The organism is Paenibacillus sp. FSL R7-0163 (assembly GCF_037969975.1).
Classification (GTDB): domain Bacteria; phylum Bacillota; class Bacilli; order Paenibacillales; family Paenibacillaceae; genus Paenibacillus_AQ; species Paenibacillus_AQ odorifer.
In genome coordinates, this window is sequence record NZ_CP150224.1 from 1139831 (window position 1) to 1154377 (window position 14547).

Annotated in this window: 10 protein-coding genes; all 10 read left to right on the forward strand. The window is 48.3% G+C overall.

Going from position 1 to position 14547, the window contains the following annotated elements; all coding sequences use genetic code 11:
• The first annotated feature begins 11 nt into the window (after positions 1-11).
• Entirely contained in the window at positions 12-800 is a 789-nt protein-coding gene (locus NST45_RS04845; RefSeq protein ID WP_339825072.1) for a glucosamine-6-phosphate deaminase, read from the forward strand.
• Positions 797-1996: an amidohydrolase family protein gene (locus NST45_RS04850; RefSeq protein WP_339825075.1), complete on the forward strand. Its 1200-nt coding sequence runs from the start codon at positions 797-799 to the stop codon at positions 1994-1996. The genes NST45_RS04845 and NST45_RS04850 overlap by 4 nt, the downstream gene beginning before the upstream one ends.
• Positions 1984-3789 (forward strand): DUF4838 domain-containing protein, encoded by a 1806-nt coding sequence (locus NST45_RS04855; RefSeq protein ID WP_076142259.1) that lies wholly within the window; start codon positions 1984-1986, stop codon positions 3787-3789. Before NST45_RS04850 ends, NST45_RS04855 begins: the two co-directional genes overlap by 13 nt.
• A 167-nt stretch (positions 3790-3956) precedes the next feature.
• A complete protein-coding gene (locus NST45_RS04860) occupies positions 3957-6098 on the forward strand; it encodes an S-layer homology domain-containing protein (RefSeq protein WP_076104313.1) in 2142 nt (713 codons plus the stop codon).
• A gap of 71 nt (positions 6099-6169) precedes the next feature.
• Entirely contained in the window at positions 6170-9100 is a 2931-nt protein-coding gene (locus NST45_RS04865; RefSeq protein ID WP_076317241.1) for an insulinase family protein, read from the forward strand.
• A gap of 155 nt (positions 9101-9255) precedes the next feature.
• On the forward strand, positions 9256-9687 hold the full coding sequence (locus NST45_RS04870; protein WP_076142261.1) for a MarR family transcriptional regulator: 432 nt from the start codon (positions 9256-9258) through the stop codon (positions 9685-9687).
• Between the two features lie 18 nt (positions 9688-9705).
• On the forward strand, positions 9706-11088 hold the full coding sequence (locus NST45_RS04875) for an MATE family efflux transporter (RefSeq protein ID WP_076100504.1): 1383 nt from the start codon (positions 9706-9708) through the stop codon (positions 11086-11088).
• Positions 11089-11279: 191 nt separating this feature from the next.
• Positions 11280-12185, forward strand: coding sequence for a sugar ABC transporter permease (locus NST45_RS04880; RefSeq protein WP_036683142.1), 906 nt, complete (start codon positions 11280-11282; stop codon positions 12183-12185).
• Between the two features lie 63 nt (positions 12186-12248).
• Positions 12249-13031 carry a carbohydrate ABC transporter permease gene (locus tag NST45_RS04885; protein ID WP_052097522.1) on the forward strand — a complete coding sequence of 261 codons (783 nt, stop codon included), beginning with the start codon at positions 12249-12251 and terminating at the stop codon, positions 13029-13031.
• 140 nt (positions 13032-13171) lie between these two features.
• Positions 13172-14536 carry an extracellular solute-binding protein gene (locus NST45_RS04890; protein WP_038572661.1) on the forward strand — a complete coding sequence of 455 codons (1365 nt, stop codon included), beginning with the start codon at positions 13172-13174 and terminating at the stop codon, positions 14534-14536.
• Positions 14537-14547: the final 11 nt, after the last annotated feature.

The following is a 14547-nucleotide window of genomic DNA, read 5'->3' on the forward strand; positions in this document are numbered from 1 at the left end:
GCCCGGAAAGGATGAGCGGTATGAATGACATCATTAAGCCTTTAGAGACACACAGAGTAGAGCAGATGTCCGTTCAGGTTTATGAAGATCGTAGCCTAATGGGCGCTGCGGCGGCATCGCAGGTTGCGCAGAAAATTAGAGCTTTGCTTCAAGATTCTGCGCGTCAGGTCCGAATTGTGTTTGCTGCCGCACCTTCGCAAAATGAACTGTACGAGGGGCTGGTGCGGGAGCAGGGGATTGATTGGTCCCGGGTCAATGCTTTTCATATGGATGAATATATTGGCCTTGCGGCTTCGGCTCCCCAGCGTTTCGGCCGTTTTTTGACAGATCGGCTATACAGTCGGGTTAACCCTGGCCGGGTAGAACTGCTGGATGGTCTCGCCGCTGATGTGGTGCAGGAATGCCAGAGATATTCGGCTTTGTTGAGCGAGGAGCCTATTGATATCGTTTGCCTCGGGATCGGGGAAAACGGGCATATCGCGTTTAATGATCCGCCAGTCGCTAATTTTACCGACCCGCAGCTGGTCAAAGCGGTCGAACTGGAGGAAGCCTGCCGCCGCCAGCAGGTGAATGACGGTTGTTTTACCGGGCTGGACGAGGTGCCAACCCATGCGCTGACGCTTACGGTACCAGCCTTGCTGGCTGGCCGTCACCTGTACGGAATTGTACCTGGGGTGTCCAAACGCAATGCTTTACAGGCGGCGCTCCATGATTCGATCAGCACGGCATGTCCAGCTACTATTCTGCGAACCCATCCGGACATCACGATGTTCACGGATCGGGCTGCCTTCGACCTATGAACGTGTCAATTAAAGGAAAGCACTACAAGACTGGGCTGCCGGTTGAGGTGAGTGTCGAGCACGGGCAAATCACTTCGGTCACCGAACTTGCGGAGAGTCCAGCCAGGGCCGATTGGCCCTGGCTGGCACCCGGGTTGGTGGATCTGCAAGTGAACGGGGGTTGGGGGCTGGATCTCAACACGCTGCCTTTGCAGCCTGCCACGGTATTGGAACTGTCCCGACTTCTGCTAGGAAACGGGGTTACCAGCTATTGTCCAACTCTGATTACCAATGGCAAAGAAGCGCTGGCTCAAGCGGTCTCCGCTATTGCGGAAGCCGCTTCGCTGTATCCGGAAGATGCTGGGGGGATTGTAGGAATTCATCTGGAAGGTCCTTTTCTATCAGCAGAAGAGGGTCCACGCGGCGCCCATCCAAGGGAACATATTGGCCCGCCGGATTGGGATATGTTGTGCCGCTGGCAGGAAGCGGCTGAAGGGCTTATCCGTATCCTCACCGTCTCCCCGGAATGGCCAAACGCCGCTGCATTTATCGCCCGGTGCAGCGAATCAGGCATCCTTGTTTCCATCGGGCATACAGCAGCTTCTCCCGAACAGATAAGGGAGGCGGTTGCCGCAGGAGCGGTGATGTCTACGCATCTCGGCAATGGCACACATCTGACGCTGCCCCGTCATCCCAACTATTTGTGGGAGCAGCTGGCGGCGGATGAACTATACGGCTGTATGATTGCAGATGGCCAACATTTGCCGCCTGCTCTGTTGAAAGTAATTCTGCGGATGAAGCGCAGCCGCACCATCTTGGTCAGCGATGCTGTATCACTGAGCGGAATGCTGCCGGGAACTTACCACCTGCACATCGGTGGAGAGGTTGTATTAACAGCAGAAGGACGGCTGCATCTGGCCGGTAATCCGCAGCTGCTGGCAGGCTCCGCCATGATGCTTCCAGATCAGGTAGCCTATCTTGCGGAGGCTGGATTAGCCCGGCTGGATGAAGCCTGGGATTGTGCTTCTGTTCATCCGGCTACTTTGCTGGGGCTGGAGCAGGCGGCAGGGCTTAGGGCTGGAGCGCCTGCCGATCTCGTGAGCTTCTGCTATGAAGACAGGACACTTACCGTGCTGGAATGCTGGAAAAAGGGTCATAGCAGGGCTTGCAGTAATGAATTACAGCAAAGATTAGGAGGAGAACGATGCAGAGCTTGATACCGCAACCGAAGCAGATCCAAGTGAAAGAGGGAGAAGCTTTTCAGTTCAGCGAGGATGTAAGCCTGAGCCTCTACATGGAGCAGCATGATCCGAGACTGGTGGTTCATTGCCGCCGCTCGTTTCCGGAGCTGGAATGTACACATGTTATCTCGGGAAAAGGATATTCACTTATTCTTCAGAGTCTCTCGCAGCCAGAAACGAAAGGAGCACAGCCAGATGAAGTGGATCTAAAATTGCTTAACGGCCGGGCGGAAGGGTACAGGCTGGAGGTGTCGGAGCGCCGGGTGGTAATCCAAGCACTGGATGCGCCGGGTCTGTTTTACGGGCTGCAAACGGTACTACAACTGCGTAAGTCAGTAGGGGAAGTTCCTGCCGTGTCTATCACGGACTGGCCTGACACTACCTTGCGGGCGATGAACTTTGATCTTCGCCAGACATTTTCCAAGCCAGAGCTACTGCTATCGTATTTGGCGGATTTTGCCAGGTATAAAACGAATGCGGTTCTGATTGAATACGAAGATAAATTCCCGTTCCAGAAGTACCCGGAATTCGTGCATCCTCAGCAATCGTTAAGCCTCACACAGCTAGAGGAGCTGAAACGCACAGCCCATGAATATTTTATTGAGATCATTCCGCTGCAGCAGAGTTTCGGGCATCTGGAGTATGTACTCCGCCACGACGCTTGGCGGCACTTGCGCGAAACGGAGTTATCCCTCGGGGAGATCTGTCCATCGCATCCGGAATCCTTCGAGCTGATTACCGATCTGTTACAGGAGATGATGGATGCTCATCCGGATTCCCGTTATATTCACCTCGGCTGCGACGAGGTGTACAGCTTATGTGAATGCGAACGCTGTAAAACGTTGTTCGGAGGGGTACGGGAGCGGGTGTTTATCGCTTTTTTGAACACTTTGATTGAATTTACAGCCAGCCATGGTAAAAAAGTGATTTTCTGGCATGACATGCTGGACAAATGCCCGCCGGAGGAACTGGCAAAGCTGGATAAGCGGAGTGCGGCGATGATCTGGATATACAACGGACGTAATATTGAAGCTGAGGTTTCTTCTCTTGCGGATAAATTCAGGTCACTAGGTATCGAGGTTATGGGAGCGCCGGCGGTTCGCAGCTTTGACTGGGCTGAACATCAGAATTATCCGGTACTATTGAACCGGACGGATAATCTGCTCCAATGGGCGGAGACAGCGGATAAGCTGGACCTCGGTTGCATCGTCGCCACGAACTGGACGGGGCCGTTCAGCCTTGGCGTTCCTTATGGTATCTTCGAGACGACGTGGTATCCGATGCTGCTGCACGCCGATTTGGCCTGGAACCGCAAAGCGGACGCCTCAACATTTATCGATCGATTCATGGAGCGGTTTCATGGCATTGATCCTAGAACAGGTCATGCTCAGCTCGGGAATTATCAGCTGGAAGATTATTATGATGTTATCTGGAAGCTGCTGGACAAGGTGAAGGATCACAAGGATGAAGCAGAGCTGATTGCCATTATGCATGATTTTGAAGCGGCGACGGACCGTTCGCGGGCGATCCACAAATATGTCTACCGCTGGGAGCTCTATCCGGGAGACGATGCGGAATGGCATTCGCTGCTGAACAATTACATGAGAAATCGCCGTGGACGTGAGAACGTTTTGCCTCGCATGAAAGCGGTTTTGGAGCGTTACCAGCCATCCGATATGGCGGAGCATTTTGTGAAATCCCGGTTCTATCTTCACGATTATCTGGAGCAGACATTATACCGTGAGCTGGGGTTTGGCCAGGCTGAATAAAGGTTTTGAAAAGATCGTACGGCTACCGTGTAAGCGGGTAGCTGTGCGGTCTTTTGTTATTCCTATCTGGATAAAAATGTATATTGAAACATAGTCAGGAACAAAATCCCATTTTGCTGCGTCTAACCTTATAAAGTCCTAGCAAACTACATTGGAGGAGAATGAATATGAGAGCAACACCCATAAACAGGATGATAAGGAAGGTTACACTTACCGCATTATGTATTTTGCTTGTATTGCTGAGTGGCAGGGTAATGGCGGAGCCGTCTCCGGCACAAAAGACAACCGCGGTATTCACAGCGGAGATGCAGAGTACCTTGGAAGAGGCGCAGAATGTGCTGCTGACGATACAGCCATTCCCGGACGAAGCAGCCGTAGGTTTCTTCAAGAATGGGCGCAGTCTGCCCAAGGGATATCTGGAGCAGACTGCCGATAAGATTCTGGAACAGCGGGGCAAGTTCACCAAGGTGGCAGAGCTAACTCGAACAGCGCTGGCTTACAGTGCTGCGGGGGGCAACATTAACAACATCGCGGGTATTGATCTTTATCCATTCCTGATGAATCATGACGGAATTGATTCGGAAGGGGCAGCCGCGGTAGCAGCCGCCTATATTACCTCGAAGAACTCCATTTCAAATTCATTGGAGCGGACAAACCGTTACCCCGATTTGCTGTTTTATCAGCTGCTTGATATGCAGCTAGCGGATGGCAGCTGGCCGCTGGCCGGGCAGAAGCAAGGAGATCTGGTAGCTACTGCCTGGGTACTGACGGCACTTGCTTCGGAAGTGAGTTCAGAACAAACTGCGCAGCCGATTGAGAAGGCTTTGCAGTGGCTTAAGAGCAAGCAGCAGCTAGACGGAGGATTCGATGGTAAAACTACGACGACAGCGCAGGTGATTGTTGCTTTATCCTCGCAGGGAGTTGATGCAGCAGATTTCACCAAGGAAGGCGGAGCCTCGTTGCTGGACCATTTGCTGGCGCAGAAGCTTCCGGGTGGCGGCTTTGCGCAGACAGCAGGCGGCGGAAACGATAGTCCCGCTACTGTGCAAGCCTACCTTGCCCTGACTTCCTATAAGCTGCTGTCCAAGCAGGCTGGCATGCTGTATAGCGGACTACATCATGCTGGACTTGACCGGGCAACGATTCAGGTCGAAGGACCCGGTGGCACCCTTGCCGGGGGGCATATTGTTGGCGGAGATGCTGTGAAGGCAGCGGCAGCTTTTTTACAGGCGAAGGGTCTGGCGTATAAGCTGAATGCGGATGCAGCTAAACCAGCCTTCACAGCTATAGAAGGGATTCAGAACGGGCGATACAATGGACGCGGAGAATGGAAGATTGCTGTATTCAGCGGGGGCAGTGCATGGATGTATCCTGAGAATAGCCCGTACAGACTGACAATAGGCAATGGGGATCAGCTGCTTGTTTACTACGCGGATGATACAGAACTGCTTGACCGGATGGAAGTAAAATGGAAAGATAAAAACGGCCAGGAAATGGGTGGATACGCAAGCGCCAATATGCCGTTTTCCCTCCATATCACCAAGTCAAACGGTCAGCTGGGCGGTCTTCCGGCTTTCGGCGCTACTGTGACACTTCAAGGAAAAAGCGTAGTGGCTGACAGCACGGGAAAGGTGTCTTTTGCCGGCATGAAGCCCGGTGTCTATCCTGTGCAAGTCACCAAATACCGTAAAGATGCCGCTCCAGCACTTTCCAAACGGACGTTTGCGCTGCATGTCTCTTCACCGGAATTGGCGAGCTTTACGGATGCCAATAAAGTCGCATCTTGGGCACGTTTGGATATCGCAACAGCGCTCAGCAGCGGATATATTCAGGGCGTGAGTGCCAGCGGAAATGTGCTGGCTCCTAAGCAGAAGCTGACCCGGGCTGAATTTCTGACCCTGCTGTTGCGGCTATTGCATGAGTTCCCCGATGCCAAGGCCACTTCTAGCTTTAAGGATGTTCCGGCGGACAAATGGTACAGCGGTACCATCGCCAAGGCTGAGGAGCTGGGCATTATCAGCTCTTCAGCCGGCAAGTTCGAACCGGACCGCGGTATTACGCGGGAAGAAGCGGCGGATATGGTAACCAAAGCTGCCCGGTTGTCTACGTACGGCAGCCCGGACCGTGTGAAGTTTGCCGATACTTCCAGTTTGTCAGAGGCGAGCCGCCAGGCGATTCAGGCCGTGAATGAACATGAAGTAATGACCGGCAGCGGGAGCCGTTTCGATCCTAAGCAGATTCTGGTGCGTGAGCAGGCAGCGGCAATTTTAGTCAGACTGCAGAAATTAATCCCGGAAGCCTTCTATTAATGGAATAAACGTCCAGGGATATGATAAGCTTCAGATAGAGTTATCACATCCAGTGCAGAGGAGGCAAATCTATGAGCCGCTTGATCACAGGCAACATATATTATGGATTTCAGGTCGTTAATGAGGAATTTATCCGGGAGATCGATTCCGCCGTATTCACGATGGAACATCTGAAGAGCGGCGCCAGGCTGCTTTTCGTGCAGAATCAGGATGACAACAAGGTATTCAGCGTGAGCTTCAGGACCCCTCCTGAAGATAGTACAGGGGTCTTTCATATTTTGGAGCATTCTGTATTATGTGGTTCGGAGAAATATCCGGTGAAGGAACCTTTTGTAGAATTGCTAAAGGGCTCGATGCAGACATTCCTGAACGCATTTACGTTTGGGGATAAGACGATGTATCCGGTGGCGAGCCGGAATGAGCAGGATTTCTCCAATCTGATGGAGGTCTACCTGGATAGTGTCTTTCAGCCGAATATTTATAAGCAAAAGGAGATTTTTGAGCAAGAGGGCTGGCATTACGAGCTTCAGCAAACAGAAGACGAGTTGATCTATAAAGGCGTGGTTTACAACGAGATGAAGGGTTCCTATTCCTCGCCGTTTACGGTACTGATGGACAGGATCAAAAAGTCGTTGTATCCAGACACGATTTACCGCCATTCTTCAGGTGGAGATCCGCAGGAGATTCCTGCGCTTACGTATGAGCAATTCCTTAAGGCGCACAGCAACTATTATCATCCGTCCAACAGTTATTTTTATCTGTACGGAGACGTCTCTATTGAAGAGAAGCTGCAATTTATAGACCAGGAATACCTTAGCCGTTATGAAAAGAACAGCTTTGATACCACCATTCCCCTACAACAGCCTACCGGAATGACGGAGCTGGTAGCGGATTATCCGATTCTGGAAGCAGAAACGGCCGACGACAAAACTTATTTGAGTCTGAACTATGTAATTGGAACCTCTACGGATCGGGAACTGAATCTGGCTTTTGATATTTTGAAAAGCATGCTGATGGACAGCAACGCAGCTCCGCTTAAGCAAGCCCTGCTGGAAAGCGGTCTGGGTAAAGATGCCTTTGCTTTTTATTCCGACAGTATGGTTCAGCCGCTGCTTGGCATTACCCTGACACATTCGAACGCCTCCGCCAAAGATGCCTTCGTGGAGCTGGTGAAGACCACATTAAGCAGCTTGGTTAAGAACGGGCTGGATGAGAAGCTGGTGCTGGCGGCGGTCAACAGCAAGGGATTTGAACTGCGGGAAGCGGACTTTAGCCGATATCCAAAGGGACTTACTTACAATATCGAAGTGATGAAGTCCTGGCTCTATGACGGTCAGCCGTCTACTCATATGCTTTATGAAGAGGTATTCACTACCATTCGGGAAAAAATAACGGATCGTTATTTTGAGAAGCTGATTGAGGTCTACTTACTGAATAGTGATCATTGCAGTCTGGTGGTGCTGAACCCGTCCAAGACGATTGCAGCCGACAAGGAAGCGAGCACCCAGCGTCAATTAAGTGAATACAAATTATCACAGCAACCAGACCAGCTGGAGCAGCTTGTGCAGAGTACACAGCATCTTCTGGCGCGGCAAGGTCGTGCAGATGCAGCCGAGGATTTGCAGAAGCTGCCGAGTTTATCTCTACAGGACATTAACCGCAGTGCTGAACCTCAGGTGCCATCCCATGAATATAACCTTGAGGGTCTAAAGCTGATCCACCATGACGTATCTACTCAAAAGATTGCGTACTGCAAGTTTTATTGGGATACGAGTGTTGTGGCTCCTGAGCAAATTCCTTATCTTGTACTGCTGGCAGAGGTATTGGGCCAAATGGAGACAGCTTCTTACAGCATTGAAGAGCTCACTAGTGAAATTGGGATCAAAACCGGAGGCATTCATTTCAAAAATGAGATCTTTGGCGCTGCAAAAGATACTGGAGCCAGTTATCAGCCTAAATTCACTGCGCAGGTTAAGGTGATGGCGGGGCATATTGGCGAATCGCTGGATCTGCTGCGCGAGCTGCTCTATACCAGCGCGCTCGATAACCTGACGAAGCTACAGGAAATCGTGCGCCGGGAAGCTTCGCAGATGGAATCGGTTCTGAACCAAAAAGGCAATGAAATCGCGGCCAGCCGCCTGATGTCTTATTTTTCGGACATGGGAGCGTATCAGGAACAACAGGGTGGCGTGGCCTATTACCGCTTTATCCGTGAGCTTGCCGAGAAGATCGATCAGCAGGGAGCTGAGGTGGCAGACACGCTGAAGGATATCTGTACGGTTTTATTCAATAAACAGAATTTGATCATCAGCGTGACGGGTACCCCTGATTTGTATGAAGAATTCGCCGCTAATGTAGCGAAGCTGGATATTCAGGATCGGCCAGTGGTGAATAAACCTAAGATTACAGCGCAGGGCCATGCGGATAATGAAGGTTTTATGTCTTCCAGCCAGGTGCAATATGTGGTTAAAGGCTACGACTTCAACAAGCTGGGATTTACGTATTCCGGCAAAATGCAGGTGCTCAAAAAAATCATGAGCCTCACCTATCTGTGGAATGCCGTGCGCGTGAAGGGCGGAGCTTATGGCGGAAGCCTGATGCTGCGCAGAGATGGGATATTGATGTTCACTTCCTACCGTGATCCCAATTTGCAGGAGACGCTGGAGGTTTATGATCAGGCGTACCGATTCACCGAAGGATATGAAGCGGATGCCGACGAGATGACCAAAGCAATTATCGGCACCCTGTCCATGCTGGACCAGCCGCTGAGCCCAAGCGCTCAGGGACGGCGGGCGGACCGGCATTATTTTGAGCAGGTAACCGGGGCCGAGCTGCAGCAGGAACGGGATGAAATCTTGTCGACCACACCGGAAGACATCAGACAGTACACCGATTTGCTTAAGGCTGTGACGGAACAAAATTATTTCACTGTTGTCGGCAATGAATCCAAGCTGAAATCAACAAAAGGCTTATTCGGAAACCTAGAAGAACTTGTGATGTAATTCTCTCTATAAACTCCTCTTCAGTACCTGTCTGCCGACAAGTGCTGGAGAGGAGTTTTTTGTATTTAGTTAGAACCTTGACAGTTAGAGTTCTATCTATTATGATAATGATGTTACTTAGAGTTCTAACTAATTCAAAAGAGGAGGAAATAACAATGAACAAACCCGTTGTAGACACACCATTTTCTAATTTAATACGAGAGATTGGGATGAAAATAAAAGGTACAGCTGACACCAGGTTAAATGAGTTAGGTCTGAATTCACAACAAGGCCGCATGATCGGCTATATTTTTGAGAATCAAGCAGAAGGGGTTATTCAGAAGGATTTAGCGGAGGTCTTTAACAGGAAGGGGGCGAGCATCACCAGTATGCTTCAGGGGTTGGAGAAGAAAGGGTATATCCAGCGTGTCACTCCTGAAAATGATGAACGTCAAAAGAGTATTTTTGTATTGGAAAAAGGTGCTCTTTTAGTGGAAGAGTTCAATGAGATTTTCTCTGAGGTAGAAGCAAGCATTACTAAGACGCTTAGTCCGGAAGAAACTGCAACCCTAAAGTCTTTACTTCAAAAAGTTAGTTCAAGTTTATAAACGTTCGGAGGTTCACTTATGACAAATGAGTTCTCAAATCAATATTATTTAGAGTCGGCGCCCATGAAAAAAGCGATCGCTCATTTATCGATTCCCATGATGATTGGGATGTCTGTGGGTACTATTTATAATGTAATCAATGCTTACTTCATCGGCTTATTGCACAATACAAGTATGCTGACCGCAATCACGCTGGGCCTGCCTATTTTTACCGTTTTAATGGCTTTTGGAAATGTATTGGGGGTAGGCGGAGGAACATTTGTAACCCGCTTGGCGGGGCAAAAAGAGACGGAAAAAGGGAAAAAGGTTGCCGGATATACTTTTTACGGGAGTATTGTAGTGGGGCTTCTTATCGCGCTCATCGCTTGGTTAGCTATTAATCCGATCACGCGCATGCTTGGTGCAGATGCTGCTACCTTAGACTTTACGAAGTCTTACGCGCTCACTCTTTTTGCAGGCGGATTTGCTGTTGTGCTTAATTTTGCATTGGAACAACTGGTCCGTTCGGAAGGGGCCTCGAAGGAATCAATGTATGGTATTTTTATCAGTACGGCTTTAAGTTTGATTTTTGATCCTATATTTATTCTCGTGCTGAATTGGCATGTTGCCGGGGCTGCTTTGGCTATGGTTTTAGCAAATTTGGGCTCTGCTATTTATTATATTTACTTTTTGGAAACGAAAAGTGAGCATTTAAGAGGATTTTTGAAGCATTTTAAGATATCTGTACGAGATCAGCTTGAGGTTTATAAAATAGGTACAGCCGAGCTATTGCAAGCCAGTTTTTTAATTGTCAGCACGCTTTTGTTAAATAACTATTCCATTCAATATGGGGAGAGTGTGGTCGCCGGATTTGGTGTGGCTTTAAGAATTGTGCAGATTCCAGAATTTTTATCGATGGGTTTATTTTTGGGATTGATTCCGCTATTTGCTTTTAACTTTGCTAGTAAAAATACGGAGAGACTTAAATCCAGCATCAAATACGCTTTTGCATATATAGGCGGCATTGCAGTTGTTTTTGTGAGTCTAGTATATGTGTTTAGAGGAACGATTCTTCATTGGTTCTCAGGCGATCCTTCTGTGTTAAGCATGGGAACTTATATTTTGGCAGCTATGCTGATTTCGGCTTTATTTAATGGATTTACCGGATTATTTATGAGCATTTTTCAAGCAACGGGGCAAGGCACACCCACTACTATTATGGCAATAAGCCAAGGTGTATTATTTATACCGATGATTATCGTATTGCATTCTATTTTTGGCCTGCACGGTGTGATTTGGTCGATGACTGTGACTGAGGTAATAACGAGTGTGATGGGTGTGGTTTTGTTTATGATTTTTCGGAAAAAACTGAATAGTGCGGGCGGGGATGGAAAAGGCGCTGTAGAGGTTACGCCGGTATAACGCGATTGCTTTATGTAAAACTTAATATGGATTTTGTTTGCTGCGGGAGCTTAGCTCGCGCTTTTTTTGCGTTGTGCAAAAGGAATATAAAACTGCTGGATCGGTAAAATTCGTTCCAAAATGAACAATTCTAGTTCTTATGATGACCGCTTACTTTTTCTACAATTATGGATAAGTAAAGGAGGAGAACTATGATACGCAAAAAAAGGTTTCATCTTAACATGGACACACGCGAAGCGATGGCGGGATATCTATTCGTTGCTCCGCTTATGCTTGGGCTGATCATCTTGACCTTGATCCCGGTGCTGGGCTCACTGCTGTTAAGCTTCACGGACTGGAACTTTGTGGCTGGGTTAGGGGGGATTAAGTTCGCGGGCGTGGATAATTTCATCAGGCTGTTTCATGATGATGCTTTTATGAAAAGCTTGCTGAACAATTTGCTCTTTATTATCACAGTACCGGTTACGATCATCGTTGCCCTGCTGCTGGCTATCCTGATTGATAAACAGGTTTTTCTGAAGGATTTGTTTAAAGTGATTTATTTCCTTCCTTATATCTCCAGTGTAGTAGCCATCGCTATGGTTTGGCAGGTTATGTTTCACCCTTCGCTGGGACCCGTCAATCAATTCCTGATGTCACTGGGGTGGAACAACCCACCCAAATGGTTAGCTGATATCCATTATGCTCTGCCGTCGCTGATGCTGATTCAAGTCTGGATTCAGCTCGGTTACAACATTATTATTTTTATCGCAGGTTTACAGAGTATTCCAAAGGATCTTTATGAAGCGGCTGATATTGATGGTGCCAACGTCTGGCGCAAATTCCGCAACATCACGGTTCCCTGCATTTCGCCCACTACCTTTTTCCTGCTGGTAACAGGGGTTATCGGCTCATTTAAAATCTTTGATCTGATACAAGTATTGACCCAGGGTGGACCGGCTAACTCCACGACCGTTATCGTCTACGAGTTATATGATACAGCCTTCAATCAGCTGAAGACAGGTTACGCCTCTAGCATGGCACTCGTTCTGTTCCTTATTTGCCTGATCATTACAGCCTTGCAGATGTTGGCGCAAAAAAAATGGGTCAACTATTAAAGGCGGAAAGGAGAAATTACAGTGAAAAAAGAGCTTCTATCCAGAACCTTCTGGACCATCGCCATGGGACTGCTAGGTATCGCATTTCTTTTACCGTTCCTATGGATGTTATCCACTTCCTTTAAGCTGGAGAAAGATGTGTTTAACTTTCCGATTCAATGGTTGCCACAGCAGTGGAACCTCATTGAAAATTATAAACAGGTATGGTCGGGTGACTTCGCTCGCTATTATGGAAATTCCATTTATATTACGCTGGCTACGACTATAATTAATGTGCTGATATGCGCACTTGCTGCTTATGGGTTCTCCAAGCTGCGTTTTCCGGGCAGGGATGCGATGTTTATAGTTGTATTGGCACTTTATATGGTTCCTCCGCAGGCTTCGTTGGTTCCACAGTTTCTACTGTTTAACTGGCTGAATTTAATTGACACACATTTGGGATTGATCCTGATTAACAGCTTTAGTATTATTGGAGCGTTTATGCTCAAGCAATTTTTTATGGGGGTAAACAACGAGTATCTTGAATCGGCGCGGATGGATGGAGCAGGGCATTTTCGCTCTTTCCTACAGATTGCCTTTCCGCTGATCCGTCCCGCTGTAGCTACTTATGCTATTTTGCGCTTTATTTGGACCTGGAACGACTATCAATACCCACTCATTTTTTTGAAATCTAAAGAGTTGTTTACGATTCAGCTGGGGATCCGGTTGTTCGGGGATCAATACGGGGATGTCTATTCACTCATGATGGCTGGTGCGGTATCTGCAATTCTGCCGTTGCTCATCATTTTTGCACTCGGACAGAAGCAGGTTATTGAGGGAATTGCCCTCGGAGGTGTGAAAGGATAATAAAAGTCAAAATAGTTTCTCTTCGGTAGAATATGAGAACTTTCCTCGTCAATCCTGCATGTTAGGATGTTCTTGTAAGCAGTTACATAGTCACTGGTTATTAAGCGAGTGATGCCCAACACATTTATAGGAGGGTCTAAATGAAAAAGAAATTATTATCTGCATTCATCATCACATCGATGGCGTTATCATTGGCCGCTTGCGGCGGAAATGCGAAAACCAATAATGCAGGAGCGACTAATGCACCCGATGCTGGTGGAAATTCAAAGCCTGCAGCAGAGAAGGTTACCCTGAAGCTGAGCACCTGGCAGACAGAAGCCAAAGCGAAATGGAGCACGATTATCGCGGAGTTTGAGAAGACGCATCCCGATATTCATGTGGAAGTAGATTTGCTGAATGAAAAAGGTGATTCGGTAGCCTCTATGCAGAAGCTGGATTTGATGGCGGCTGCAAGCGATCCGCTGGATATTGTCGAACTGCCTTATACCAACTATTCACAGCGTGCAGATATCGGGTTATTGGAACCGATGGATGACTATATTCAGAAGGAAGGTTATAAGCTCGCAGATGAATATCTGGTGGACACTACGGTCAATGGCAAAATCTATGCGTTACCGTCTTCCATGCAGCGCTGGTTCGTGCTCCTTAACAAAGAAATGTTAGATGAAGCAGGCCTTCCGGTTCCGACAGATTGGACATGGGCGGATTTCGAAGAGTATGCCAAGAAATTGACCAAGGGCGAGGGCGCAACGAAACGTTTTGGCGCGTATCTACATAATTGGCCGGATTATTTCCAGCTCCAGCTGATGAGCAAGTCTACGGATAATACTTTTCTAAAAGCTGATGGAACCTCCAATGCACTTGACCCGCAATTTAAGGCTAATCTGCAGATGATGAAGAAAATGATGTACGAAGATAAGAGTGCCACTCCTTATGAGGATATTATTTCGCAAAAACTAGCTTACCGGAATCAGTATTTTAACGGTTTAGCAGCGATGCTTCCGATGGGCGACTGGATGGTTGCGGAATCGGGTGGAACGGATGCCATTCCGGCAACCTTTGTTACCGCGTTTGCGCCGATTCCCCGACTTGAGAGTGAGAGCAAACACTACTCACCCGTACAGCCGACCTACATGGGAATAGCCGCTAAATCCAAGCATAAGGAGGCTGCCTATACCTTTGTGCGCTGGTATACCTCAGAAGGACTGGAAATCGGTGGACGCGTTTTCTCTGGCTGGGCCAAATCGGATACGAACAAATTAGTGGATACAATTGTGAGTGGTTCTAAGGATGCCTCTAAGATTGATGTCGATTCTCTGAAATATACGATGGAGAACTCGACACCTGGTGCAACGCAAGTTCCGGCTAAATATGCGGATGAAGCTAAGAACAACGTTATTCCAGAAGCGGAGATGTATCTCCTTGGCCAACAGGATCTGGATGTCACGGTTGCCAATATCGATAAAAAAATAACGGAAGTTGTTCAGAACAATAGCGGAAAGTAAGCGGAGACTGA

Excerpts from the sequence above, each read along its gene's own strand:
- NST45_RS04845 (WP_339825072.1), top strand. The coding sequence starts at position 12 with ATGAGCGGTATGAATGACATCATTAAGCCTTTAGAGACACACAGAGTA.
- NST45_RS04875 (WP_076100504.1), top strand. The coding sequence starts at position 9,706 with ATGACAAATGAGTTCTCAAATCAATATTATTTAGAGTCGGCGCCCATG.
- NST45_RS04860 (WP_076104313.1), top strand. The coding sequence starts at position 3,957 with ATGAGAGCAACACCCATAAACAGGATGATAAGGAAGGTTACACTTACC.
- NST45_RS04870 (WP_076142261.1), top strand. The coding sequence starts at position 9,256 with ATGAACAAACCCGTTGTAGACACACCATTTTCTAATTTAATACGAGAG.
- NST45_RS04890 (WP_038572661.1), top strand. The coding sequence starts at position 13,172 with ATGAAAAAGAAATTATTATCTGCATTCATCATCACATCGATGGCGTTA.
- NST45_RS04855 (WP_076142259.1), top strand. The coding sequence starts at position 1,984 with ATGCAGAGCTTGATACCGCAACCGAAGCAGATCCAAGTGAAAGAGGGA.
- NST45_RS04865 (WP_076317241.1), top strand. The coding sequence starts at position 6,170 with ATGAGCCGCTTGATCACAGGCAACATATATTATGGATTTCAGGTCGTT.
- NST45_RS04885 (WP_052097522.1), top strand. The coding sequence starts at position 12,249 with ATGGGACTGCTAGGTATCGCATTTCTTTTACCGTTCCTATGGATGTTA.
- NST45_RS04880 (WP_036683142.1), top strand. The coding sequence starts at position 11,280 with ATGATACGCAAAAAAAGGTTTCATCTTAACATGGACACACGCGAAGCG.
- NST45_RS04850 (WP_339825075.1), top strand. The coding sequence starts at position 797 with ATGAACGTGTCAATTAAAGGAAAGCACTACAAGACTGGGCTGCCGGTT.